20 protein-coding genes are annotated in these 24980 nt (G+C 61.3%); 10 read left to right on the top strand and 10 right to left on the bottom strand.

Annotation, left to right across the window (positions count from 1 at the left end; genetic code table 11):
- The first annotated feature begins 185 nt into the window (after positions 1-185).
- A complete protein-coding gene (locus tag ACW9IN_RS07340; protein WP_457365251.1) occupies positions 186-2294 on the top strand; it encodes a carbon starvation CstA family protein in 2109 nt (702 codons plus the stop codon).
- The gene (locus tag ACW9IN_RS07345; RefSeq protein ID WP_177037561.1) at positions 2287-2490 is read left to right on the top strand and encodes a YbdD/YjiX family protein; all 204 of its coding nucleotides are present in this window, start codon (positions 2287-2289) and stop codon (positions 2488-2490) included. Before ACW9IN_RS07340 ends, ACW9IN_RS07345 begins: the two co-directional genes overlap by 8 nt.
- Positions 2491-2568: 78 nt before the next feature.
- Here ACW9IN_RS07345 and pabB read toward each other — a convergent pair whose 3' ends face one another.
- The 4 genes from pabB to rloA form a co-directional block, all read right to left on the bottom strand.
- A complete protein-coding gene (gene pabB, locus ACW9IN_RS07350) occupies positions 2569-3912 on the bottom strand; it encodes an aminodeoxychorismate synthase component I (protein ID WP_457365252.1) in 1344 nt (447 codons plus the stop codon).
- A gap of 201 nt (positions 3913-4113) precedes the next feature.
- On the bottom strand, positions 4114-5100 hold the full coding sequence (locus ACW9IN_RS07355) for an alpha-L-glutamate ligase-like protein (protein ID WP_457365253.1): 987 nt from the start codon (positions 5098-5100) through the stop codon (positions 4114-4116).
- Positions 5100-6632: an osmotic stress tolerance membrane protein RloB gene (gene rloB / locus ACW9IN_RS07360; RefSeq protein WP_457365254.1), complete on the bottom strand. Its 1533-nt coding sequence runs from the start codon at positions 6630-6632 to the stop codon at positions 5100-5102. Before rloB ends, ACW9IN_RS07355 begins: the two co-directional genes overlap by 1 nt.
- A 5-nt stretch (positions 6633-6637) precedes the next feature.
- The gene (gene rloA, locus ACW9IN_RS07365) at positions 6638-7174 is read right to left on the bottom strand and encodes a retropepsin-like aspartic peptidase RloA (RefSeq protein ID WP_457365255.1); all 537 of its coding nucleotides are present in this window, start codon (positions 7172-7174) and stop codon (positions 6638-6640) included.
- A 272-nt stretch (positions 7175-7446) separates the two neighbouring features.
- Here rloA and ACW9IN_RS07370 point away from each other — a divergent pair, with 272 nt between their 5' ends.
- The 7 genes from ACW9IN_RS07370 (at position 7447) to ACW9IN_RS07400 (ending at position 16860) form a co-directional block, all read left to right on the top strand.
- Positions 7447-8157: a GntR family transcriptional regulator gene (locus tag ACW9IN_RS07370; protein WP_457365256.1), complete on the top strand. Its 711-nt coding sequence runs from the start codon at positions 7447-7449 to the stop codon at positions 8155-8157.
- The gene (gene prpB, locus ACW9IN_RS07375) at positions 8157-9050 is read left to right on the top strand and encodes a methylisocitrate lyase (RefSeq protein ID WP_457365257.1); all 894 of its coding nucleotides are present in this window, start codon (positions 8157-8159) and stop codon (positions 9048-9050) included. The genes ACW9IN_RS07370 and prpB overlap by 1 nt, the downstream gene beginning before the upstream one ends.
- Positions 9051-9090: 40 nt before the next feature.
- Positions 9091-10218 (top strand): bifunctional 2-methylcitrate synthase/citrate synthase, encoded by a 1128-nt coding sequence (gene prpC, locus ACW9IN_RS07380; protein ID WP_457365258.1) that lies wholly within the window; start codon positions 9091-9093, stop codon positions 10216-10218.
- Between the two features lie 207 nt (positions 10219-10425).
- Positions 10426-13020: a Fe/S-dependent 2-methylisocitrate dehydratase AcnD gene (gene acnD / locus ACW9IN_RS07385; RefSeq protein WP_457365259.1), complete on the top strand. Its 2595-nt coding sequence runs from the start codon at positions 10426-10428 to the stop codon at positions 13018-13020.
- An 11-nt stretch (positions 13021-13031) separates the two neighbouring features.
- A complete protein-coding gene (gene prpF, locus ACW9IN_RS07390; RefSeq protein WP_457365260.1) occupies positions 13032-14222 on the top strand; it encodes a 2-methylaconitate cis-trans isomerase PrpF in 1191 nt (396 codons plus the stop codon).
- Between the two features lie 228 nt (positions 14223-14450).
- Positions 14451-15935: a 2-methylcitrate dehydratase gene (prpD, locus tag ACW9IN_RS07395; RefSeq protein ID WP_457365261.1), complete on the top strand. Its 1485-nt coding sequence runs from the start codon at positions 14451-14453 to the stop codon at positions 15933-15935.
- A 148-nt stretch (positions 15936-16083) separates the two neighbouring features.
- The gene (locus ACW9IN_RS07400) at positions 16084-16860 is read left to right on the top strand and encodes a hypothetical protein (RefSeq protein WP_457365262.1); all 777 of its coding nucleotides are present in this window, start codon (positions 16084-16086) and stop codon (positions 16858-16860) included.
- Between the two features lie 75 nt (positions 16861-16935).
- Here the strand turns inward: ACW9IN_RS07400 and ACW9IN_RS07405 are convergent, their stop codons facing one another.
- From ACW9IN_RS07405 to ACW9IN_RS07425, 5 genes are read right to left on the bottom strand one after another with little or no spacing between them, the layout of a single operon-like run.
- Positions 16936-17664, bottom strand: coding sequence for an alanyl-tRNA editing protein (locus tag ACW9IN_RS07405; RefSeq protein WP_457365263.1), 729 nt, complete (start codon positions 17662-17664; stop codon positions 16936-16938).
- Between the two features lie 2 nt (positions 17665-17666).
- Complete coding sequence (locus tag ACW9IN_RS07410; protein WP_457365264.1) at positions 17667-18659, bottom strand: serine O-acetyltransferase; 993 nt, start codon at positions 18657-18659, stop codon at positions 17667-17669.
- A gap of 37 nt (positions 18660-18696) precedes the next feature.
- The gene (locus ACW9IN_RS07415) at positions 18697-19611 is read right to left on the bottom strand and encodes a PLP-dependent cysteine synthase family protein (protein ID WP_457365292.1); all 915 of its coding nucleotides are present in this window, start codon (positions 19609-19611) and stop codon (positions 18697-18699) included.
- Between the two features lie 16 nt (positions 19612-19627).
- Positions 19628-21490: a molybdopterin-synthase adenylyltransferase MoeB gene (gene moeB / locus ACW9IN_RS07420; protein ID WP_457365265.1), complete on the bottom strand. Its 1863-nt coding sequence runs from the start codon at positions 21488-21490 to the stop codon at positions 19628-19630.
- A 35-nt stretch (positions 21491-21525) separates the two neighbouring features.
- Positions 21526-22419 carry a DMT family transporter gene (locus tag ACW9IN_RS07425; protein ID WP_457365293.1) on the bottom strand — a complete coding sequence of 298 codons (894 nt, stop codon included), beginning with the start codon at positions 22417-22419 and terminating at the stop codon, positions 21526-21528.
- A gap of 160 nt (positions 22420-22579) precedes the next feature.
- Between ACW9IN_RS07425 and ACW9IN_RS07430 the strand changes: the two genes are divergently transcribed.
- Positions 22580-24004 (top strand): aminotransferase-like domain-containing protein, encoded by a 1425-nt coding sequence (locus tag ACW9IN_RS07430; protein WP_457365266.1) that lies wholly within the window; start codon positions 22580-22582, stop codon positions 24002-24004.
- A gap of 132 nt (positions 24005-24136) precedes the next feature.
- Here the strand turns inward: ACW9IN_RS07430 and ppsR are convergent, their stop codons facing one another.
- On the bottom strand, positions 24137-24955 hold the full coding sequence (gene ppsR, locus ACW9IN_RS07435; RefSeq protein WP_457365267.1) for a posphoenolpyruvate synthetase regulatory kinase/phosphorylase PpsR: 819 nt from the start codon (positions 24953-24955) through the stop codon (positions 24137-24139).
- Positions 24956-24980: the final 25 nt, after the last annotated feature.

A 24980-nucleotide genomic window follows, 5' to 3' on the forward strand; every position in this document is an offset into this window, starting at 1 on the left:
TACTTAAGGATACACAGCGAAGATTCCTGGACACATGGCGGATACATGGGCGCAGTTTCATTGGGAGGCTTGAAAAACCTTGCACTGCGACTGCTCCGGTGTGTCCGATAGAGGACGGCCCGGGCCGGTCGTTGAGCACCTCCAACAATAAGACTGCCAGCGTTGCGTGCTGGTCGGAGTGATCAATGACAACGCTCTCCAAACATCTGGGCTGGCTTGGGATTGGAGTCCTCGGCGCCTGTGCGTTGGCCGTAGTGGCTTTACGGCGTGGCGAACCCGTGAATGCGCTGTGGATGGTAGTGGCCAGCGTCGCTATCTATCTCGTCGCTTACCGCTATTACAGCTTGTTCCTGTCCAGGCATGTGATGCAGCTCGACCCCTCCCGAGCGACGCCAGCCGTACGGAACAACGATGGGCTCGACTTTGTTCCTACCCATAAAAATGTGCTTTTCGGTCATCACTTTGCAGCGATTGCGGGGGCAGGTCCGTTGGTGGGGCCGGTATTGGCCACGCAAATGGGCTATTTGCCAGGCATTCTCTGGCTGATCGTGGGCGTGGTGTTGGCCGGCGCCGTGCAGGACTTCATGGTGCTGTTTCTGTCGATGCGCCGTAATGCCAGTTCTCTCGGCGAGATGGTGCGCGAGGAAATGGGCCGCATCCCTGGCACCATCGCCTTGTTCGGTTGTTACATGATCATGGTGATCATCCTCGCCGTGCTCTCGCTGATTGTGGTCAAGGCCTTGGCCGAAAGCCCCTGGGGCATGTTCACGGTGATGGCCACTGTGCCGCTGGCGATGTTCATGGGCGTTTATATGCGCTACATCCGCCCCGGACGGATAGGCGAGGTCTCGATCATTGGCGTGGTGCTGTTGCTCGCCTCCATCTGGCTGGGCGGCCAGATTGCTTCGAACCCTTACTGGGCCAGCGTGTTCACCTTTACCGGCCCGCAAATCTGCGCACTGCTGGTGGGCTACGGTTTTGTGGCTTCGATCACGCCAGTCTGGCTGGTCCTCGCGCCGCGGGACTACTTATCGACGTTCCTCAAAATCGGCACGATCGTCGCACTCGCCATCGGCATATTGCTCACGGTTCCCGAACTGAAAATGCCGGCGATCACGCAATTCGTGGATGGCAGCGGACCGGTCTGGCGTGGCGGACTGTTTCCGTTCCTGTTCATCACCATCGCCTGCGGTGCGGTGTCGGGCTTTCACTCCCTGATCGCCTCGGGCACGACACCGAAGATGCTCGATAACGAGATCAACGCGCGTTTCATCGGCTATGGCGCGATGCTGGTGGAGTCGATGGTGGCGGTGATGGCGATTGTCGCGGCATCGGTGATTGAGCCGGGTGTGTATTTCGCGATGAACAGCCCTGCGGCGATCGTCGGGTCGGACGTCGTCACGGTCGCGCAAACGGTCAGCCAATGGGGCTTTGTGATCACCCCCGATGCATTGCAGGCGGTGGCGCGGGACATTGGTGAAAACACGGTGCTTGCCCGTGCAGGTGGGGCGCCCACTCTGGCCGTGGGGATCGCGCAGATTCTTCACCATGTGCTGCCCGGCAAAGACACCATGGCTTTCTGGTACCACTTTGCAATTCTGTTCGAGGCGTTGTTCATCCTCACCGCTGTGGATGCGGGCACGCGGGCCGGGCGCTTCATGTTGCAGGATCTGCTCGGAGCGTTTGCGCCCGCATTCAAACGTACGGATTCCTGGGCCGCGAGCATCACGGCCACAGCCGGGTGCGTTGCGATGTGGGGCTATCTGCTTTACCAGGGAGTGATCGATCCATTGGGAGGCATCAATACCTTGTGGCCACTGTTCGGTATTTCCAATCAGATGCTGGCGGGAATTGCATTGATGCTGGCGACCGTGGTGCTGATCAAGATGAAGCGGCAGCGCTTCATCTGGGTAACCCTGTTACCCACTGTGTGGCTCGTCATCTGCACCACCTATGCCAGCCTTATCAAGCTGTTCGATAAAGACCCGGCAATCGGCTTTCTGGCCCTGGCGCGTAAGTATCAGGCCGCGCTGGATTCGGGCACGGTCCTGGCGCCCGCGAAGAATCTGGGGCAGATGCACGACGTCATTTTCAATGCGTACATCAACTCGACACTTACAGTGCTGTTCCTGTTTGTGGTGTTGAGCGTGCTGGTCTACTCATGCAACGTTGCGCGTCTGGCCTGGCAAGCCCCCCATCGCAGCGACAAGGAAACCCCCTACGAGGCGGTGTCTCGATACAGTTCACCGACCGCCACCCATCCCTCATCCACGAAGGGTCCAGTCCATGTTTAAAGCACAACTGAAACGGAGCTTCACGTGGTTCCGGCAACTGTCACGCCTGATGGTCGGTATACCGGATTACGAAAACTATGTCGCGCTCAGAGCCGTCAGCCATCCGGGTGAGCCGGTGATGACGTATGAACAGTTCTTCCGCGAACGCCAGGACGCCCGTTACAGCAAGCGCCAATGCACCACACGTTGTTGCTGAGCCAGGCGCTCGATTGAGGCATGAAAAGCACGCCACCCGAATGGGTGGCGTTGTTCCGATCCCATTGCGAAAACTGGCTTACAAACCTTCCAGCGTTTGCAGCAACACCCTTACCTTGGTCAGCGATTCCTGATACTCCGCCTCCCACTGCGAGTCGGCGACAATCCCGCCGCCGCCCCAGCAACACACTTGCCCGTCTTTCACCAGCAGGCTGCGGATGGCAATCGAGCTGTCCATCTCACCGCGCACATCCAGATACACCAGCGAACCGCAGTACAACCCACGCCGGGTCGGCTCCAGTTCGTCGATGATCTGCATCGCGCGGATCTTGGGCGCACCGGTGATGGAGCCGCCGGGGAAGCTGCCGGCGATCAGGTCGAGGGCGTCCTTGTCGGCCGCCAACTCGCCGGTGACGCTGCTCACCAGGTGATGCACATTGGGGTAGCTTTCCAGGCTGAACAGTTCCGGCACTTTTACCGAACCGGTGCGGCAGGTACGCCCGAGGTCGTTGCGCAACAGGTCGACGATCATCAGGTTTTCGGCGCGGTCCTTGGGGCTGGCCAGCAGTTCGGCGGCGTTGGCGGCGTCTTCTTCAGGCGTCGTTCCACGGGGGCGGGTGCCCTTGATGGGGCGGGTCTCGACGCGGCGTTCGCTGACGTGCACGAAGCGCTCCGGCGACAGGCTCAGCACCGCGCCGTCATCGGGCAGGCTCTGGAACCCGGAAAACGGCGTCGGGCAGGCTGCACGCAAGGCGCAGTATGCCGCCCAGGGATCGCCGCTGCACACGGCACGAAAGCGTTGGGCAAAGTTGACCTGGTAGCAGTCGCCGGCCTGGATGTAGTCCTGAATACGTAGGATGGCTTGTCGGTAGTCCTCGGCGGTAAGGTCTGGGGCCATGGGGCCGTCAAGCTTGAAGGTCGCCGCGTCGTGGGCTACCGGCTGGCCGAACAGAGTGATCAAGCGCTGCTGTTCGCTCTCGGCAAGGGCCGGATGAAACACAAGTTGGCTGGTCTGCGCCTGATGGTCACTGATCATTGCCCAGGCATATAGCCCGAACCGCGCGTCCGGCAGGTGCAAATCGTCTGCGGCAAGGTGCGGGATGTGCTCAAGATGGCGACCAAAGTCATAGCTCAGGTAACCGATCAGCCCACCCGCGAACGGCAGCTCATAGCCAGCAGGCAGATCCGCCTTGCCCAACTGCGTAAGATTTGCCCGCAAGCGTTGCAGGAAATCACCACCACTTTCGTCGGGCGATATCGTCAGTGTCGCTTGTGGCCAGGCGCTCAGTAGGTCATAACGCCCGCGCTCGGCTGCCGGTCGCCCGCTATCCAGCAGCACCGCGCCAGGGGCGTGACGAATCGCCGCGAAATACTCGGCGGGGTTGGCTCGATAGGGCAGCGGGTGTACGGAACAGGTCGACATGCGGGGTGAATCAGCCGTTGGCGTGGGGGAGGGGATTGTAGTCCCCTGTCGGTTCTGGTCCTAGAGGGGATGTCGGGGATAAGCAGATTGAGGCCTTGTCCTGAAAGATCAGTTGCTGGTTAGAAAGCCATCGCAGGCAAGCCAGCTCCCACATGGGAATGCGTTCAACCTGTGGGAGCTGGCTTGCCTGCGATGAGGCCGTCAGCCCTCTACCGCGGGAATATGCCCGAACATTTCCTGCACGAACTTCACCCGCTCCTCCGGTGTTTCCGTCACGCCAGCGGCTTTCAGCTCTTCCAGTCGCGCTTCTACCGCATGCGTACGCAAGGTCAAACCGCAGTCGTTGGCAATCTGGATATTCAGCCCTGGCCGCGCATTCAACTCAAGAATCAGCGGGCCTTTCTCCTGGTCCAGCACCATGTCCACGCCGATGTAACCCAGCCCGCACAGTTCATGGCAACCGGCAGCGAGTTTCATGAACCCGTCCCAGTTCGGCAGTTGTACGCCATCCACCGCGTTGGTGGTGTCGGGGTGCTTGGTGATGATGTTGTTCAGCCAGGTGCCGCGCAGGGTCAGGCCAGTGGCCAGGTCGACGCCCACGCCGATGGCGCCCTGGTGCAGGTTGGCCTTGCCGCCGGATTGGCGGGTCGGCAGGCGCAACATGGCCATTACCGGGTAACCCATTAGCACGATGATGCGGATGTCTGGCACCCCTTCGTAGCTGATGCTCTTGAATATCTGATCGGGGACCACGCGGTATTCGATCAGCGCACGATCGCGGTGACCACCCAGTGAATACAGGCCAGTGAGGATGCTGGAGATCTGATGCTCGATCTCTTCATGGCTGATGATCTTGCCGGACACCGTGCGATAGCGCCCCTCGAAGCGGTCGGCCACCACCAGGATGCCGTCACCGCCGGCACCCTGGGCCGGCTTGATCACGAAGTCGCTGCGCCCGCCGATGATGTCATCGAGCTTGTCGATGTCTTTCTCGGTGCTGATCACGCCGTACATTTCCGGCACATGGATGCCCGCCGCCAGCGCCCGCTCCTTGGTGATGATCTTGTCATCCACGATGGGGTACAGGCTGCGCTTGTTGTACTTGAGCACGTAGTCGGCGTTGCGCCGGTTGATGCCCATGATTCCCCGCGCTTCCAGGGCTTTCCAGGTTTTCCAGAAACCGAACATTACTGGTCAGCCTTCAGGAAGGCCTTGAAACGCACCAGCTCGGTCAGGCGGTAACCGCGATAACGCCCCATGGCCAGCATGAAACCCACCAGGATCAACAGGATCGCCGGGAAGGTGAACACGAAGTAGATCAGCTCGGGCACGCTCATGATGATGTGCGCCAGGGCGGCGGCGAACAGCGTACCGATCGCCACTTTCAGCGCATGGTTGGCGCCGCGTTCTTCCCAGGTGATCGACAGGCGTTCGATGGTCATGGTCAGGATCACCATCGGGAACAGCGCCACCGACAGCCCGCGCTCCAGCCCCAGCTTGTGGCTGAACAGGCTGATGGCCGCGATCAGCACCACCACGAAGGTCAGCACCACCGAGAGCCGTGGCAGCATTTGCAGCTTCAGGTGTTCCAGGTAGGAACGCAAAGACAGGCCCAGCGCCGTGATCAGGGTGAACAGCACAATCCCGAAGCCCAGTTGCGTCTCGCGGAATGCCAGGGCAATCAGAACCGGGGTGAATGTGCCGAGGGTCTGCAGGCCGATCAGGTTGCGCAGAATCAGGATCACCAGCACACCGATCGGGATCATCACCATGATCATGAAGGTCTGCTGGGTTTGCAGCGGCAGGCCGTACAGCGAGTATTCGAGGAAATTCGCGTCGGTGTTTTCGTCGGTCAGCTTGGCCAGACGGATGGCGTTCATCTCGCTGTTGTTGAGGCTGAAGGTCACGGTCGCCTTCTTGCCGCCGTCGACAGTGATCAGGTTTTCATCGCCGGTCCACCACAGCAGGCGGTCCGCCGGCAGGCCCTGTTCGCCGGTTTCCGGGTTGAAGTACAGCCAGTCGTTGCCATTGAAGCTGCGCAACCACAGTTCCGGGGTTTGTGGCTGGTCGGCGACGAGGCGGATGGTGTGGACCTTTTCCACCGGCACGTGGGCGATGGACAGCAGCAACTCCACGATCTTGGCCTTGTGCGGCGTGGACGGGTCGCCCGCCAGCAGCAGTTTCACGTTGTCGTCGTTGAGGTTGTTGGTGCGCTTGATGGCTTCGCTGATAAAGGTCTCGACGTCGGCCGAGTGCTGGCGAATCGGCGCGAGCAAGGCTTCGGCGGCGATTTTTTCCGGGCCCTCCACGGCAATGCTGTCGCGGAAGGTCGGGCCCTTGACCTTGATCTTTTCACCGCTGTAGCGCTTGGTCAGTACCAAACGGTAATAGAGGGTCTGGTTGCCCTTGGCGCGGCGTGCCGACCAGGTGACCTTGCGGTTGCCGTCGATGCGGTTGACGCTCACCCCGTAGTTGTTCGAGATGAAGCTCTCGTTGAGGCTCACGAAATCGCGGCTCAGCGGTGGCACGAACATCTGGATCTTCACCGGGTCTTTCGGGTTGGGCACGAATTCGACCTTGGCGTCGATGTTCCACAGATCGTCCGTGGCGTCCTCGGTCACCGGGATCCCCAGCACGAAAATCTGATAAGCGGTGACCGAAATACCCAGTACCACCAGGACGGCGATCAGGATTTTCAGGTGCAGGGTAAGAGAGCGCATTCGGTTTACTCGGCGGTATGAGCGTCGGCGGCGCAGGCGGGTTTGCCTGCAGCATATTTAAGACTGGGGTCGACCAGCGCATCAAAGCGTTTCAGCGCTTCGGAGCCGATCAGCAGCGGGTATTGGAATGCGCTACGGTCAGTCAAGTTCACTTCGATGCTGCGTAAAGCGGTGCCCATGCAGATATCCAGGGCAATGACCGGGCGGGCGGTGTAGTTCTTGTCCTCATCGGGGTCGTAGTCGCCGGCGCGGCGCTTGATCTTGCTGACGCGGGCCAGTGGGCGTTCGATGGGGTGGGAATGGGCGGTGTCGATTGCCAGGTAGAAGCGCACCCAGGACTCGCCGTTACGCTTGAAACGCTTGATATCGCGGGCGCTGAGGGAAGCGGTCTTGGCGCCGGTGTCCAGTTTGGCCGCGACTTCAAGGTCGATGCCGGCCAATTGCGCGTATTCATTGAGGCCGTACACGGTCTTCTCGGCGCCGACGCCGAGATTCGGTAGGGACAACAGGCAAATCATTAAGAGGAAGGGCTTGAGTCTCATAAATCCCGAGGCGGTGCAGTGCGATGGTCAATTCAAGGCGACTGGCATTGCTGCGCAAGCTCCCTCGTGCGCCGTTTCATCACGTGATGTCAGGCAAATGCGGCGGGCATTCTAACATGATGCTTTTTTGGCGCCAGCGCTGGCAGGCGGCCATGCCCTGATAAAGTGCAAGCGGGGTTATTAGACGATTGTCGACAATGTGGATTTATTCTTTGACTACTTAGGGCTTATTGGCTAGTTTTTGCGGCATTGCTTTTGAAGGTGTCGACAATATGCTGGATCAATCGGAAGCGCTGGTGGCGACGACAGACGAATCCCAGACCATGTCCGAGAACGTCTTCCGCCGCATCCAGGCCGCCATCGTCAAGGGCGAAATCGCCCCGGGCAGCAAGATCTCCGAGCCTGAGCTGGCGCGTACCTACGGCATCAGCCGTGGGCCGCTGCGCGAAGCGATTCATCGCCTGGAAGGCCAGCGCCTGCTGGTGCGTGTGCCCCATGTGGGCGCGCGGGTGGTGTCGTTGAGCCACGCTGAACTGATCGAGCTGTATGAAATCCGCGAATCCCTCGAAGGCATGGCCTGCCGCCTGGCCGCCGAGCGCATGACCGACGCGGAAATCGAAGAACTGCGCCAGGTATTGCACACCCACGAGCGCGACGCGGCGTTCCAGGCCGGTCTTGGCTACTACCAGCAGGAAGGCGACTTCGACTTCCACTACCGGATCATCCAGGGTGCAGGCAACCGCACCCTTACGCAGATGCTCTGCGGCGAGCTGTACCAACTGGTGCGCATGTACCGCATCCAGTTTTCCACGACGCCCAACCGTCCACGCCAGGCCTTTGCCGAACATCACCGCATTCTGGACGCGATTGCCGATCGCGACGGTGAACTGGCCGAACTGCTGATGCGCCGCCATATCGGCGCGTCCAAACGCAACATTGCCCGTCACTTCCCCGACGGCACTTCCCCCTCACGAGGTGAATGATGAGTTCCAATAACAAGACGACTCCAGGCCAGCGTTTCCGTGATGCGGTCGCCGGCGAACAGCCCTTGCAGGTGGTTGGCGCGATCAACGCGAACCACGCGCTGCTGGCCAAGCGCGCCGGTTTCAAGGCCATCTACCTGTCGGGTGGCGGGGTGGCCGCAGGCTCCCTCGGCGTGCCGGACCTGGGCATCACCGGCCTGGATGATGTACTGACCGACGTGCGCCGCATCACAGACGTGTGCGACCTGCCGCTGCTGGTGGACGTGGACACCGGTTTCGGCTCCTCGGCGTTCAACGTGGCGCGCACCGTCAAGTCGATGATCAAGTTCGGCGCCGCCGCCATCCATATCGAAGACCAGGTCGGCGCCAAGCGCTGCGGTCATCGCCCTAATAAAGAAATCGTGTCCCAGCAGGAAATGGTCGACCGCATCAAGGCCGCCGTCGACGCACGCACCGATGACAGCTTCGTGATCATGGCGCGTACCGATGCTCTGGCGGTCGAAGGCCTGGAGTCTGCCCTGGAACGTGCCGCCGCCTGCATAGAGGCGGGGGCCGACATGGTGTTCCCGGAGGCCATCACCGAGCTTGAAATGTACAAACTGTTCGCCTCCCGTGTGAAAGCGCCGATCCTGGCCAACATCACCGAGTTTGGCGCCACACCGCTGTACACCACCGAACAATTGAAGTCTGCCGATGTTTCCATCGTGCTGTACCCGCTGTCGGCCTTCCGTGCCATGAACAAGGCGGCCGAGAACGTCTACACCGCGATCCGTCGCGACGGTACCCAGCAGAACGTGATCGACACCATGCAGACCCGCATGGAGCTTTACGATCGCATCGACTACCACACTTTCGAGCAGAAGCTCGACGCGCTGTTCGCAGCCAAGAAGTAAAGAACAGCCTCCCTAATAAATTCAAGATTGGAGAACCGACATGGCTGAAGCAAAAGTATTGAGTGGCGCCGGCCTGCGTGGCCAGGTGGCCGGGCAGACCGCATTGTCCACCGTGGGCCAAGCGGGCGCCGGCCTGACCTATCGCGGTTACGACGTACGCGAACTGGCCGCCGATGCACAGTTTGAAGAAGTCGCCTACCTGCTGCTGTACGGCGAATTGCCGACCAAGACCGAACTGGCTGCCTACAGCGCCAAGCTGAGCAAGCTGCGCGACCTGCCGCAAGCGCTGAAGGAAGTGCTGGAACGCATCCCCGCCGACGCCCACCCGATGGACGTGATGCGCACGGGTTGCTCGTTCCTGGGCAACATCGAGCCCGAGAAAGACTTCAGCGCGCAGCGCGATGTCACCGACCGTCTGCTGGCCGCCTTCCCGGCGATCATGTGCTACTGGTATCGCTTCAGCCATGACGGCAAGCGCATCGACTGCGTGACCGACGAGCCTTCCATCGGCGGTCACTTCCTGCACCTGCTGCACGATAAGAAACCCAGCGAGTTGCACGTCAAAGTGATGAACGTGTCGCTGATTCTCTATGCCGAGCACGAATTCAACGCCTCGACCTTCACCGCCCGGGTCTGCGCGTCGACGCTGTCCGACTTGTATTCCTGCGTCACCGCCGCCATCGGCTCGCTGCGCGGCCCGCTGCATGGCGGTGCCAACGAAGCGGCGATGGAAATGATCGAGCGCTTCTCGTCCGCTGAAGAAGCGGTCGAAGGCACCCTCGGTATGCTGGCGCGCAAGGACAAGATCATGGGCTTCGGCCACGCGATCTACAAAGACAGTGACCCGCGTAATGAAGTGATCAAGGGCTGGTCGAAAAAGCTGGCTGACGAAGTGGGTGACAAGGTGTTGTTCCCGGTCTCCGAAGCCATCGACAAGACCATGTGGGACCAGAAGAAACTGTTCCCCAACGCCGACTTCTACCATGCCTCGGCGTACCACTTCATGGGTATCCCGACCAAGCTGTTCACCCCGATCTTCGTGTGCTCGCGGCTGACTGGCTGGGCCGCGCACGTGTTCGAACAGCGCGCCAACAACCGCATCATCCGTCCAAGCGCCGAATACACCGGCGTAGAACAGCGCAAGTTCGTGCCAATCGAACGTCGCTGAATGGGATGAGCCTGAGGCACCGGTTTTAAGCGTTGGAACCGGGTCAATGTGGGAGCCGGGCTTGCCCGCGATGATTGACTGACATTCAACACAGGTGTCGACAGTTACATCGCTATCGCGGGCAAGCCCGGCTCCCACAGGGACCGTGTTCATCCAGACCGATGCCGCAGGTTCGTTCCACCTAACTACCGTGACCGAGTCCTGACGATGAACACTGAATTTCGCAAACCGCTCCCCGGCAGCCGCCTGGATTACTTCGACGCCCGTGCGGCAGTCGATGCAATCACCCCCGGTGCCTACGCCACCTTGCCCTACACCTCCCGCGTCCTCGCCGAGAACCTGGTGCGTCGCTGTGACCCGGCCACTCTCAATGCGTCCCTGAGCCAACTGATCGAACGCAAGCGCGACCTCGATTTCCCGTGGTTCCCGGCCCGTGTGGTGTGCCACGACATTCTGGGCCAGACCGCCCTGGTGGACCTCGCCGGCCTGCGCGACGCCATTGCCCAGCAAGGGGGGGACCCGGCCCAGGTCAACCCGGTGGTGCCGACCCAGCTGATCGTCGACCACTCCCTGGCCGTCGAAGCCGGTGGTTTCGACCCGGACGCGTTCGAGAAAAACCGCGCCATCGAAGACCGTCGCAACGAAGACCGTTTCCACTTTATCGAGTGGACCAAAAAGGCCTTCAAGAACGTCGACGTGATCCCGCCGGGCAACGGCATCATGCACCAGATCAACCTGGAGAAAATGTCCCCGGTGATCCAGGTGCGCGACGGCGTGGCCTTTCCGGATACCTGCGTCGGCACTGACAGCCACACCCCCCACGTGGATGCCCTGGGCGTGATCGCCATTGGCGTCGGCGGCCTCGAAGCCGAGAGCGTCATGCTGGGGCGTGCCTCGTGGATGCGCCTGCCGGAAAGCGTCGGCGTGGAGCTCACGGGCAAGCTGCTACCGGGCATCACTGCCACCGACATGGTGCTGGCGCTGACCGAATTCCTGCGCAAGCAAAAAGTCGTGGGTGCCTGGCTGGAGTTCTTCGGCGAAGGTGCTTCGGCGCTGACCCTCGGCGACCGCGCGACCATCTCCAACATGGCCCCGGAATACGGCGCCACGGCGGCGATGTTCTACATCGACCAGCAGACCATCGCTTACCTCAAACTCACCGGGCGCGAAGACGAACAAGTCGCGCTGGTGGAACAGTACGCTCGCCACACCGGCCTGTGGGCCGATGACCTCAAGGGCGCGCAATACGAGCGCGGGCTCACGTTTGACCTGTCCAGTGTCGTGCGCAACATGGCCGGTCCGAGCAACCCGCACGCCCGTGTCGCGACCCGCGACCTGGCTGCCAAAGGCATCAGTGGTCAATGGGAAGAAGTGCCCGGCCAGATGCCGGATGGCGCAGTGATCATCGCCGCCATCACCAGTTGCACCAACACCAGCAACCCGCGCAACGTGATCGCCGCCGGCCTCCTGGCACGCAACGCCAACAAGCTCGGGCTCACCCGCAAGCCGTGGGTCAAATCGTCCCTGGCACCGGGTTCGAAAACCGTGGCCATGTACCTGGAAGAAGCCGGTCTGGGCCACGAGCTGGAAAAACTCGGCTTTGGCGTGGTGGCGTTTGCCTGCACCACCTGCAATGGCATGTCCGGCGCACTGGACCCGGTGATCCAGCAAGAGATCATCGACCGCGACCTGTACGCCACCGCCGTGCTGTCGGGCAACCGCAACTTCGACGGGCGCATTCACCCGTACGCCAAGCAGGCGTTCCTGGCTTCGCCGCCGCTGGTGGTGGCCTACGCGATCGCCGGCACCATCCGTTTCGACATCGAAAAAGACGTGCTCGGCCTCGATGCCAACGGCAAGGAAATCCGCTTGCAGGACATCTGGCCGAGCGACGAGGAAATCGACGCGGTGGTGCAGTCGGCGGTGAAGCCGGAGCAGTTCCGCCAGGTCTACATCCCGATGTTCGCGATTCACGAAGACACCGGCCCCAAAGTCGAGCCGTTGTATGCATGGCGCCCGCAAAGCACCTACATCCGTCGCCCGCCGTATTGGGAAGGTGCGCTGGCCGGTGCGCGTCCGCTCAAGGGCATGCGCCCGCTGGCGGTGCTGCCGGACAACATCACCACCGACCACCTGTCGCCGTCCAACGCGATCATGCTCGACAGCGCCGCTGGCGAATACCTGGCGAAAATGGGTGTGCCGGAAGTCGACTTCAACTCGTACGCGACGCACCGTGGCGACCACCTGACCGCCCAGCGCGCGACCTTCGCCAACCCGAAACTGTTCAACGAAATGGTCCAGGAAAACGGCAAGGTCAAACAGGGCTCCCTAGCGCGTATCGAGCCGGAAGGCCGGGTGACGCGGATGTGGGAAGCCATCGAGACCTACATGGAGCGCAAGCAGCCGCTGATCATCATCGCCGGTGCCGATTACGGCCAGGGCTCGTCCCGCGACTGGGCCGCCAAGGGCGTGCGCCTGGCCGGTGTAGAGGCGATCGCCGCCGAAGGCTTCGAGCGCATCCACCGTACCAACCTGGTGGGCATGGGCGTGTTGCCCCTGGAGTTTCTGCCGGGCACCGACCGCACGACCTTGAAGATCGATGGCAGTGAGACCTATGACGTGATCGGCGCGCGCACCCCGCGTGCCACGCTGACGCTGGTGATCAACCGCAAGAACGGCGAGCGTGTCGAAGTGCCGGTGACCTGCCGCCTGGACACCGCCGAAGAAGTGTCGATCTACGAGGCGGGCGGCGTGTTGCAACGTTTTGCCCAGGACTTTCTGGAATCGGCGGCGACTGCCTGAAGAGGACAACCATGGCACACGTAGCGCAAATCAAGATCCCCGCCACCTACATGCGTGGCGGTACCAGCAAGGGCGTGTTTTTCAGCCTCCAGGACCTGCCCGCCACGGCGCAGGTGCCGGGCGCTGCGCGTGACGCGCTGTTGCTGCGGGTGATCGGCAGTCCCGATCCCTACGACAAGCAGATTGACGGCATGGGCGGCGCCACCTCCAGCACCAGCAAGACCGTGATCCTGGCCAAAAGCACCCGCGCCGACCACGACGTGGACTATCTGTTCGGCCAGGTCTCCATCGACAAACCGTTCGTGGACTGGAGCGGCAACTGCGGCAACCTGTCGGCGGCGGTGGGCTCCTTTGCCGTGAGCAACGGCCTGGTGGATGCGTCGCGCGTTCCCCGCAACGGCGTGGCGGTGGTGCGGGTCTGGCAGGCCAATATCGGCAAGACCATCATTGCCCACGTGCCGATCACGGACGGTGCGGTGCAGGAAACCGGCGACTTCGAACTGGACGGCGTGACCTTCCCGGCGGCCGAGGTGCAGCTGGAATTCATGGACCCGGCAGCGGAAGAAGAGGGCGGCGGTGGCTCGATGTTCCCCACCGGCAACCTCGTCGACGAGCTGGACGTGCCCGGTGTCGGCACCTTCAAGGCCACGTTGATCAACGCCGGTATTCCCACCATCTTCATCAACGCCGAAGACCTGGGCTACACCGGTACCGAGTTGCAAAGTGCGATCAACAGCGACCCGAAAGCGCTGGCCATGTTCGAGACGGTGCGGGCCTACGGCGCGGTGCGCATGGGGCTGATCCAGCATGTGGACGAAGCCGCCGGGCGCCAGCACACGCCCAAGGTGGCGTTCGTGGCAAAACCTGCGGATTACGTGGCTTCCAGCGGCAAGGCGATCAAGGCCGGCGATGTGGACCTGCTGGTGCGCGCGCTGTCCATGGGCAAATTGCACCACGCCATGATGGGCACGGCAGCGGTGGCGATCGGCACGGCGGCGGCGATCTCCGGAACGCTGGTCAACCTGGCCGCCGGTGGCATCGAACGCAATGCGGTGCGCTTCGGGCATCCGTCCGGCACCTTGCGCGTCGGGGCCGAAGCCAGCCAGGTCAACGGCGAGTGGGTGGTGAAAAAAGCCATCATGAGCCGCAGTGCCCGAGTACTGATGGAAGGCTTCGTCCGCGTGCCCGGCGACGCGTTCTAGCGACTGTCACCGGCCCAATGTGGGAGCTGATGACCGATCGTTCCCACGCTCGTGGAAACGCATCCGGTGACGCTCCGCGTCACGACTTCAAAGGCGGACGCGGAGCGTCCAGGGCTGCATTCCCACGCGGAGCGTGGGAACAATCATTTCAAGGCAGACAATCAAGATCTGCACCCTGACAACCGTGAGCCCGAGGACCATCCCCAACCCATTTTTCGGAGTACCGCCATGAGCGCCAACGTCGACCAGAACAACCGTCCGGACTACGACCAGGTTTTGCAGGATATCGCCGACTATGTTCTCAACTACCGCATCGATTCCCGGGAAGCACTGGACACCGCCCGCAACTGCCTGATGGATACCTTGGGCTGCGGCCTGCTGGCCTTGCGTTTCCCCGAGTGCACCAAGCACCTGGGGCCGATTGTCGAGGGTACGGTGGTGCCGTTTGGCGCGCGAGTGCCCGGCACCTCGTTCCGCCTGGACCCGGTCAAGGCCGCCTGGGATATCGGCTGCATCGTGCGCTGGCTCGACTACAACGACACCTGGTTGGCCGCCGAATGGGGCCACCCTTCGGATAACCTCGGCGGCATTCTGGCGGTAGCCGATCACCTGTCGCAAAAGCGCGTGGCCAATGGCGATGCGCCGCTGACCATGCGCGTCGTGCTTGAGGCAATGATCATGGCCCATGAGATCCAGGGCGTGATTGCCCTGGAAAACTCATTTAACCGCGTCGGCCTCGACCATGTGCTGCTGGTGAAAGTCGCGTCCACGGCGGTGACCGCCAAGCTGATGGGCGCCAATCGCGAGCAACTGCTCGCGGCCTTGTCCCAGGCCTTCGTCGACGGCCAGGCACTGCGTACCTATCGACATGCGCCGAACGCCGGTTCGCGCAAGTCCTGGGCGGCGGGGGATGCATCGAGTCGCGGCGTGCGCCTGGCGGATATCGCGTTGCGGGGCGAGATGGGTATTCCCGGTGTGTTGAGCGCGTCGCAATGGGGTTTCTACGACGTGCTGTTCAGCCACACCAACAAAGACCTGGCCCTCAAGCCCGAGGACAAGCGCGCGTTCAGTCTGTCCCAACCCTACGGCACCTATGTGATGGAAAACGTGCTGTTCAAGATCAGCTTCCCCGCCGAGTTCCATGCGCAGACCGCCTGCGAAGCGGCTGTCATCTTGCACCCGCAGGTGAAAGACCGTCTGCATGAGATCGAGCGTATCGTCATCACCACCCACGAGTCGGCGATTCGCATCATTTCCAAAGCCGGTCAACTGGCCAATGCAGCAGACCGTGACCATTGCCTGCAATACATGACTGCCGTGCCGCTGGCGTTCGGCAACCTGGTGGCGGAGCAGTACGAAGATGCGTTCCATGCCGCGCACCCGATCATCGACGAACTGCGCGACAAGATGGTTATCGTCGAAGAGCCCCGCTACAGCCGTGAATACCTGGAAGCCGACAAGCGTTCCATCGCCAACGCCGTGCAGGTGTTTTTCCACGACGGTTCCAGCACCAGTCAGGTGGCGGTGGAATACCCCATCGGCCATCGCCGCCGTCGGGCCGATGGCGTCCCGTTGCTGGAAGACAAGTTCAAGGCCAACCTGGCCACGCGGTTTACCGCGCAGCGCAGTACCGAGATTTTTGCGTTGTGCAAGGATCAGGCGTTGCTTGAAAAAACGCCGGTTCATCACTTTGTGGGGTTGTTCGTGATCTAGCCGTTTTTGCTCTGAAACACTTTGCCTGTTATTCGTCCTACAGGTTGGGAACCATATTTCGGAGAAGTGCCAATCAGGTAGGCCAGTCAACCGTAAAAGGTTGTCTGGTCACCTACCTGAGCATCGAATCCTGAATAGAGGTACTTGTATGAGTCGTGTGAACAGTCAACCCGCTGTATCCTATCACCCCGGCTACCAGACTCCGCCCACTGCTGGTCCAGTCCCACACAACGAAGCCGTAAGGACCGATGAAAATACTGGGCGGGCGCGTGCAAACGTTACCACTCAGCAGCGCAAAGCGCTGGGGACACAGGGCCGGATTGAAAAAGCGCCGGCCCAGGCACAATCGGTAGTCATCGATCAACTGCGCAACGACAACAAGGTGCTGCGTGGCCAGCTCCAGCAAGTGGCGGATGAGTTCAAGTCGATCATCAGCGCGCTGCAGCAACAAATTACCCAGTTGCAGCAGCAGATTGGGGCTAAAAACAATCGCGCTTCAGCAGCGCCTCAACCTCAGGCGCCAGCTCAGCCTTCGGTGGGTGCCACTGCCTCTAATGGGCTTCAGGAACTGGCCGAGGAGAACAAGCAATTGCGCATGGCGGTCAACGATCTGACGGCGCAGTTCAATGCCGTCGTGCAGCAACTTCAACAGCAGATCGGCGAATTGAAACAAAAGCTGGCAGGCCAGGATGCACCTGAGGCCTCCTCACCTGCTACGCCTGAAAATGCCACTGCTGAAACGGCCTCCACTGAAGCCAGTCGACAAACTGCTGGTTCGTCGAGCAGCGTTGAAAACCTGACCCGTGAAAACGAAGCCCTGCGCGCCGACATCAAAAAGATGGTTGAGCATTTCACGCTGGTGATCAAACAGCTGCAAAGTCAGCTCGTTGAGCTGAGCCAACAGAGCAGTACCCAGAACGCTTAAGACGATCGAGCACGGTCAGGTCGGCAGGCAGCGCCAGGCGCGCGGCCTGCCATTGGTCGCCGTCGGCGCGCTTCTCTATTCGAACCGCACGATCACCCGGCGGTTATGTTTGCTCTTCTTCTCGATTTTCTCGCAGAACACCCGGCCGATTTCCTCGGTGTTGAGCACGTGCGTACCGCCGCACGGCTGGATGTCGATACCACCGATTTCAATGACCCGCACCGAGCCCTGGATCACCGGGGGTGCCACCGCCTGGGTGCGGGTGATCTGCAGCAGGGTGGCGTATTCGGAGGCGGGCATCGACAGGGTTTTCACCTGATGGGCCTGTTCGATCAGGGCGTTCAGATCACGGGTGATGCTGTCTTTGTCGAGGGTCATTTCCGGCAGGTCGAAGTCCAGGCGGCCCTTGTCCGCGCTGATGCTGCACCCGGTCACGGGCGCATCGATGAGCGAGCACAGCAGGTGCAGGCAGGTGTGCATTTTCATGTGTTGGTAGCGCCGTTCCCAATCGATAGCGGCCTCCACCTGCACGCCGGCGATCAACTGTGGCGGGCAGTGTTCCACCTGGTGCCAGATGATCGAGCGCAACACCGGGTCGCGTACTGTGCCGGTTACTTCGACCCGTGTGCCGTCTGCCAGGATCAGGTGGCCGGTGTCGCCAGGCTGCCCGCCGCCGGTGGGGTAGAACAGGGTGTGCTCCAGGGCGACGCCGTGTTCGCTGACGGCCATCACCCGGGCGTTGAACGCATTCTGATAAGGCGCGCTGTCGAACAGCGCCAGGGTTTCCATGGTGTGCACAGACATGTTCAACCTCCAACGATCAGTGGGCTGGCTTGCAGCAGGGTTCGCACCATCGCACTCAAGCCAGGAGGAGAGAGCAGGGTGACTTCAAATTCGGGGCCGCAGACTTTCAGGTTCAGCGGCAGGCGCGGCAGGGTGTCGGCGTTTTCGACGCGGCGCAGGCGAAATTGCAGGTGATGCCGCTCCTTGACCGTGGGTTCCAGCATCAGGCCCGGCAAGGGGTGAAAGTCGGCATCCAGCACCGTGACCCGGTGGCTGATATTGATTTCGCCGACCACGTGCAGGCGGTCATGGAGGGCAAAGGCGCCCAGGTAATTGCTGGGCTCCGAGTCGTCGTTCTTCTGCAACTGGATCTGGTTCACCACCTTGACCTTGGTGCCGGCGGGCACGTCCTGGGTGATCACGCAGGACGGGCTGATGAACACGTTGTCGCCGATCTGCACGTAACCCAGCACCCGCGCCCCGGAGCCGACTTCGACATTGTTGCCCAGGCGCGGATGGCGCTTGCCGTCGGGGTTGTTGGCGATGCCCCGGGCGCCCAGGGTCACGCCGCAGAGGATGTAGCAGTCGTTGCCGATCTCGCAGGTTTCGCCGATCACCGTGCCGTAGCCGTGGTCCAGCACGAAGCGCCGACCGATGCGCGCGGCAGGGTGGATTTCGGCGCCGGAGAGGATCTTGCCCTGATTGCCGAGCTTGAGGGCGATGCGCGAAAACACGCCGTTGGTCTGGTCGGGGAAGTTCCACACCAGGTGCGCGAGGCGGTAATACAGCACGGCCTTGAACGAGGCGTAGGACTCCAGGATCAGCTCGCCGCGCCCGCGTGAAGCCGGATCGCGGTAGGCATACGCGATCAGGTCCTCGGCCACCGCCTGGGCCGCGTTCTGGATCAGCGGCGCCAGGTGCGGCTCCAGTTGCTTCATTTGCGTGGGCGTGAGGGACTTGATGAGGTGGGTGAGCAACTCATCGTGCAACTGTTGCATGTCGATAAAGCCCCCCATGGAGGCACCCCCGCATTCTGGATGGTTGGAAAACCGGTTATTCGAAACTGGGCAGGTAGCTGTCGGCATTGTCGTAGACCAGGGTCAGCACCACCGTTTCAGGTGGCAGTTCCGGGGCAAGGTTGGCGATGGCCACCATGTTCGCCGCCGAGGACAGCCCAAGGCTGATGGCGTCGGTGCGCATGATGCGTTTCATCATGTCGATGCAGGCCTGGCGCGAGACCTTGAGCATGCCGTCGATCACATCCAGGTTGAGGATGCTCGGGATCAGGCCGATCGACAGGCCCTGGATGTGATGCGGAGCGTGCCGGTTCTTCAGCAGGTCGCATTCCTCCGGCTCCACGCCCATCACGCGCAAGTGCGGCCAGGCTGCTTTCAAGGTTTCGCCGATGCCGGTGATATGCCCGCCCGTGCCGATGCCGCTGACGAGGTAGTCCACGCGGCGTTCGCCGAAGGCGCGGAGGATTTCCGGCGCGGTGGTGTCGCGATGGGTCTGCGGGTTGGCACCGTTGCGCTGCTGGTTGAGCATCACGTAGCTGGGATTTTCCAGTTGCAGCTCCATGCATTTTTCGCCGTGGGAATTGTTGCCCAGACGGCTGTCCGACAGCACCACCTTCGCGCCATACAGACGCAGCAGTTTCTGTTTTTCGGGGCTGTAGTTGTCGGGAATCACCAGCACCACTTTGTAGCCCAGCACATTGCCGGCCATCACCAGGCCAATGCCGGTGTTGCCGCCGCTGGGCTCGATGATGGTCTGCCCGGAGTCTCGGATCAGGATGCCCCGCCGCTCGGCGTCGAGGATCATGCCCAGGGCGATGCGTGCCTTGTGGCTGCCGCCGGGGTTGAGCGATTCGAGCTTGGCGTAGACCTCGATGCCGAGGTCTTCGGAAAACTGTGCCAGGCGCACGATCGGCGTGTGGCCAATCACGTCGAGAATGGAGTTATGCAGCATCATTCAGCCCTCCGGGTCAGTACAGCGGCATGTCGGGCTCGACGTCGCGCACCCAGTGTTTCATGCCGCCTTGCAGGACTTTGGTATGGGCAAAGCCGGCGGCCAGCAGGGTGCTTGCGGCCTGCTCGGCACGAGTGCCGGCGTAGCAGATCAGGTAGTGGGTGTTGTCGCGGCTGAGGCTGTCGAGCTGTGAGTCCAGTTCGGCCAGCGGGATATGCACCACGCCCGGCAATTTGCACACCTCCAGTTCACTGGCGTCGCGCACATCCAGCAGCACTTCGTCGCTGCGTGGGTGTTCCAGTACTTGCTTGAGTACGCGGGGCTTGATGTAGCGCTCTTCGGCCAGGGAGGGCTGGCTGGGGATGGCGTCGGCGCAGGCGGCGGGCGTCTGGGTTTCGGCTTGACGCAACTCCGAGCAGCACGGGCAGTCGGCACGGCGCTTGAAGCGAATCTCGCTGAACTTCATGGCCAGCGCGTCGAAACGCATCAAGCGGCCGGACAAGGACTCGCCGATGCCGATCAACAGCTTGATCGCCTCGGTAGCCTGGATCATGCCGACCACGCCGGGCAGCACACCGATCACCCCGCCCGCGCTGCAATTGGGCGCCAGCTCGGCGGGCGGTGGGCTGGGGAACAGGCAGCGGTAGCACGGCCCGCCGTTATGGTTGAGCACGCTGATCTGCCCGTCGAAACGGTAGATGGCACCGTAGATCAACGGTTTGCCCAACTGAACGCAGGCGTCGTTGACCCGGTAGCGGGTCTCGAAATTGTCGGTACCGTCGATCACCAGGTCGTAGGCGCCCACCAGTTCCAGGGCGTTGTCGGCGTTCAGCGCAGTGTCGTGGGCATTGATCCGGATATGGCGGTTGAGGTCTTGCAAGCGTTGCCTGGCGGACTCCACCTTGGGCAGGCCCAGGGTGCTGTTGCCGTGCACGATCTGGCGTTGCAGGTTGCTGCTTTCCACTACATCGAAATCCACCAGGCCCAGGGTGCCGACACCGGCTGCCGCCAGGTACAGGCTGATGGGCGAGCCCAGGCCACCGGTGCCGATGATCAAGACCTTGGCTTTCTTGAGGTTCAACTGGCCTTCGCGACCGACGCCGGGCAGGGTGATGTGGCGTACGTAGCGCTGTACTTCTTCGTTGCTCAGGGCGTCGACGTCCATGCCACCGGATGTGGCCAGCAGCACTTCGATCCGGGCCTTTTCCGGAAGTCGGTCGTCGGCGCTGATCAGTTCTTCTTCGGCGGTGAACAGAAAGTGTTCCTTGAGCTGGTTGTTCTTCTCGTGGAACAGGTGCGCGCGCAATTGCGGGTGGCTGCCGCAGAGGTTTTCAATGACTTCGCGCAAGGTCGATCCGGTGCCCTGGAGGGTCGATTCCGGCAGCTTGGCCACGCGAACCAGAATGTCGGGGAAAGAGACAGCATTCATGGACAGCTCCGTGTGCAGGTCGTCGAAAGGGTTGAGAGCAAACTGCCTGCCGTCCCAGGCAAACAGCTTGGAGCCCAGGGCGTGGCCTTGGCGGACGTCCACCACCAGGTAACTGACGGGGTAGATCGGCTCGCCCATGAACAGCGCCTTGTCCTGGTCTTCGTCGCTGAAATACGCGCCCACGTCCGGGTGGGAGTGGTAGATGACCACCACCGGGTTGTCGCTGCGAAACGCCTTGTTCATCAGCAGCGTGTCGGCCACCGAGAACGTGTAGCCGTTGGCGGCGCTGCGCGGGTACATCCCGGGGTCTTTGCGGTGCAACTCGTTCTGGATATTGCTGCCCAGGTACACGCTGCCATCCGCGAAGACGAAACCACAGCATTCCTCGGGATAGCTGCGGCTGGCGTGGGCGTAGATCTGTTCCAGGGCGGTGGGGCGGAGGACTTCCATGTTTCTCTCGCGTGCGTGTGGGAGGGTCGCAAGGCTCAATTTTTCTTGGCCAGCAGTTTTTCAACGGGCAATTTGGTGATCGCAAAACCGGCCAGCAGGATGGCCGAATACAGCATCAGGTCACGGGTGATCGACACGCCTTCGTACCAGGCGCCGATGATCACCGCGAACACCGGAAAGATGATGAACACGAACGACAGGATGATCGGGCTCAAGCGCTTGAGCAGCATGAAGTACACGATGAATCCGCCGACCGAGGCCACCAGCCCCAGGTAGAACAGCGCGCCCCAGGAGCGCAGGGTGATGGCGTCGAACGTCGGGGCCTCGAACCACAGGCCGGCCACGAACAGCATCAGCCCGGCAATGCCGATGGGCAGGGTGTTGTAGGTGATCACGCTGATGGCGCTGCCTTTCTGCTTGGTGATCACGTAGCACAGGGCATGCATGATCGCGGCGGTGAGGATCGCCAGTACGCCGAAGAATTCGGCGTGGTCCAGGTGCAGGCCCTGGCTCTTGATGATCATGTAGAGGCTGCCGAAGCCGATGCCGATGCCCACCACCTGGGAAAAGTAGATGCGTTCACGCAGGAACAAGGCGGAAAAGATCAGGATGAACACCGGCATGCAACTGAACAGCAGCGCGGTCAGGCCGGACGAGACATGCATCTCGCCGTAGTTGAGCAGGTAGTAGGGAACGCTGAAGTAGGAAAGGGTCACAAAGACGAAGAACCAGCGGCTTTCCCGCGGGAACAGGATGGGCTCGCGGCGCACCTTGGCAAAACACAGGAAAAGCGGGAAGGCGATCAGAAAGCGCAAGCCGGCGGAGGTCAGGGGCGGCACGCTCTCCACGGCAATCTTGATACCCAGCCAGGTGGTGCCCCAACTCAGGCACACGATCAGAAACATCGCGCTGGTCACCAATCCGGCCAACCACTGTTTTTGAGTTTTTGTTTTTGCAGTGTTTTCGAGAACGGCGGACATTGGCATCGTTTATTGCTTCCCTGAGCCGGAATTGAACTCTATATTGAGCTTGTAATGAGTTGTAAAATTCGGCGATTGAACCCGTAAAAGCACACTATTAGGGCCAAAGATGACTGTCAAAACAAATATTGACATGGTGTCAATTATGCGTGAGGGGTTGTCCAACGGGCAGGGCGTGAAGTACAAGCGCCTGTCCGATGTCATGGAAAGAGGCATCCTCGAAGGCTTGATTGAACCGGGAAGAAAACTGCCGCCCCATCGGGTGCTTTCCGACAATCTTGGCGTCACGATCGGCACCATCAGCCGTGCCTACGGTGAGCTGGAACGACTGGGGCTGGTGGTGGCTCGCGTGGGCGACGGCACGTTCGTGCGCAAGCGCGGGATGGAGCGCCAGCGCGATGAAGGCTTTCGCAACTTCAGCGAGGAGCCACGCCAGTACTTCGACATGAGCCGCAACATGCATATCCCCGGGCAGGAAACCACTTTTCTCGCCCAGAGCTTCCAGACCCTGTCGACCAACGCCAAGTTTCTCGAAGACATCAGTGCTTATACGCCGGACGCCGGCTTGCCACGCTACCGTGACGCGGGCGCGCAGTGGTTGGTGCAGCGTGATTTCCATCCGATTCCCGAGCAGGTCATCTGCGTCAATGGCGGTCAGCATGGCTTGCTGTGTTCGATGATGGCGCTGCTGCGGGCCGGGGATACGGTGGTCACCGAACAACTGACCTACCCAGGGTTGATCACCGCCGCGCGCATGCTGGGGATTCGCCTGATCGGGCTGGAGATGGACGAAGAAGGCGTGCTGCCGGGTGCGCTGGATGAAGTCTGTCGTAATCACCGGGTTTCGGCGCTGTACTGCACGCCGACGATCCAGAACCCGACCACGGCGGTGCTGTCGGTACCGCGTCGCGAGGCACTGGCCAGGGTGTGTCGTGAACATAACTTGCTGATTCTTGAAGACGAGGCCCACGGCGTGCTGGTGGAAGACCGGCCACCGCCCCTCAGCTATTTCGCGCCCGAGCGTACGATTCTGATCAGCAGCCTGAGCAAGGCCGTGTCCGCCGGGCTGCGGGTAGGCTATGTGCATGCGCCGCCGGCACTCGTCAGTCGTATCTCGGCCGCGCTGCGTTCGACCTGCTGGATGGCCACGCCCGTGACGCTCGAGTTGGCAACGCAGTGGATCGAGAACGGTACCGCCGAATACCTGCTGCGCCAGCAGATCAACGAGATCAGTCGACGCAAGGCCCTGGTGCGCGACCTGTTGAGCGGTCTGCAATACCGGACCCACCTCAACAGCCCGCACTTCTGGATTGAAGTGCCGGAGCCGTGGCGGGCGTCGGAAATCGAGGCGGAACTGAAGCAGAACAATTACCTGATTGCCACGGCCGAAGCGTTCGCCGTGGGGCAGACGGCGGTGCCGCAGTTTATTCGGGCGAGTATCTGCAATACGTCTGGCGATGATCAGTTGTTACGGGCGGGCTTCGATGCGCTGGCCACGGCGCTGGGGCAGGGCGGGGGGCGGTTTCACCTGTAATCGGCAGGTTCACCGCGTTACCGTTCTTCGCAGGCAAGCCAGCTCCCACATTCGACTGCATTCCAAAGCTGAAACTCGGTCAAATGTGGGAGCTGGCTTGCCTGCTATAGCGTCAGTTCGGTCGACACCCTTTTATTTGAAGCGGCGCTCCACACCCTTCTCCACAAGGATCTTCGCCGAGATCTCTTCCACCGAGAAATGCGTGGAATTGATGTGCGCAATATTCTCGCGGCGGAACAGATTTTCTACTTCACGCACTTCGAATTCGCACTGGGCATAGCTGGAGTAACGGCTGTTGGGCTTGCGTTCGTTGCGGATCGAGGTCAGGCGGTCGGGGTCGATGGTCAGGCCGAAGAGCTTGTGTCGATGCGAGCGCAGGGCGGACGGCAGCGACAGATGCTCCATATCATCTTCGGTCAGCGGGTAGTTGGCCGCGCGGATGCCGAATTGCATGGCCATGTACAGACAGGTCGGGGTCTTGCCGCAGCGCGACACGCCCACCAGGATCAGATCGGCCTTGTCATAGTAGTGGGTGCGGGCGCCATCATCGTTATCGAGGGCGAAGTTCACCGCCTCGATGCGCTCCATATAGTTGGAGTTGTGGCCAATGGAATGGGACTTTCCTACCGAGTACGACGAATGTTCACTCAGCTCCTGCTCCAGCGGCGCCAGGAACGTAGAGAAGATGTCGATCATGAAACCATTGGAGGTTGCGAGGATCTCACGAATGTCCTGATTGACGATGGTGTCGAAAATGATCGGCCGAAAACCGTCTTTTTCAGCCGCCAGATTGATTTGTTGTACCATGGCCCGCGCTTTGTCCACGCTGTCGATATAGGGCCGCGTGAATTTGGCGAAGGTAATGTTTTCGAACTGCGCGAGCAGGCTTTGGCCCAGTGTTTCGGCGGTGATGCCGGTGCCGTCGGAGATAAAGAAAGCAGATCGTTTCATTTGAGCCCTGGGCCTTAAGCTGATG

This window comes from Pseudomonas sp. SDO5271_S396, from assembly GCF_054071795.1.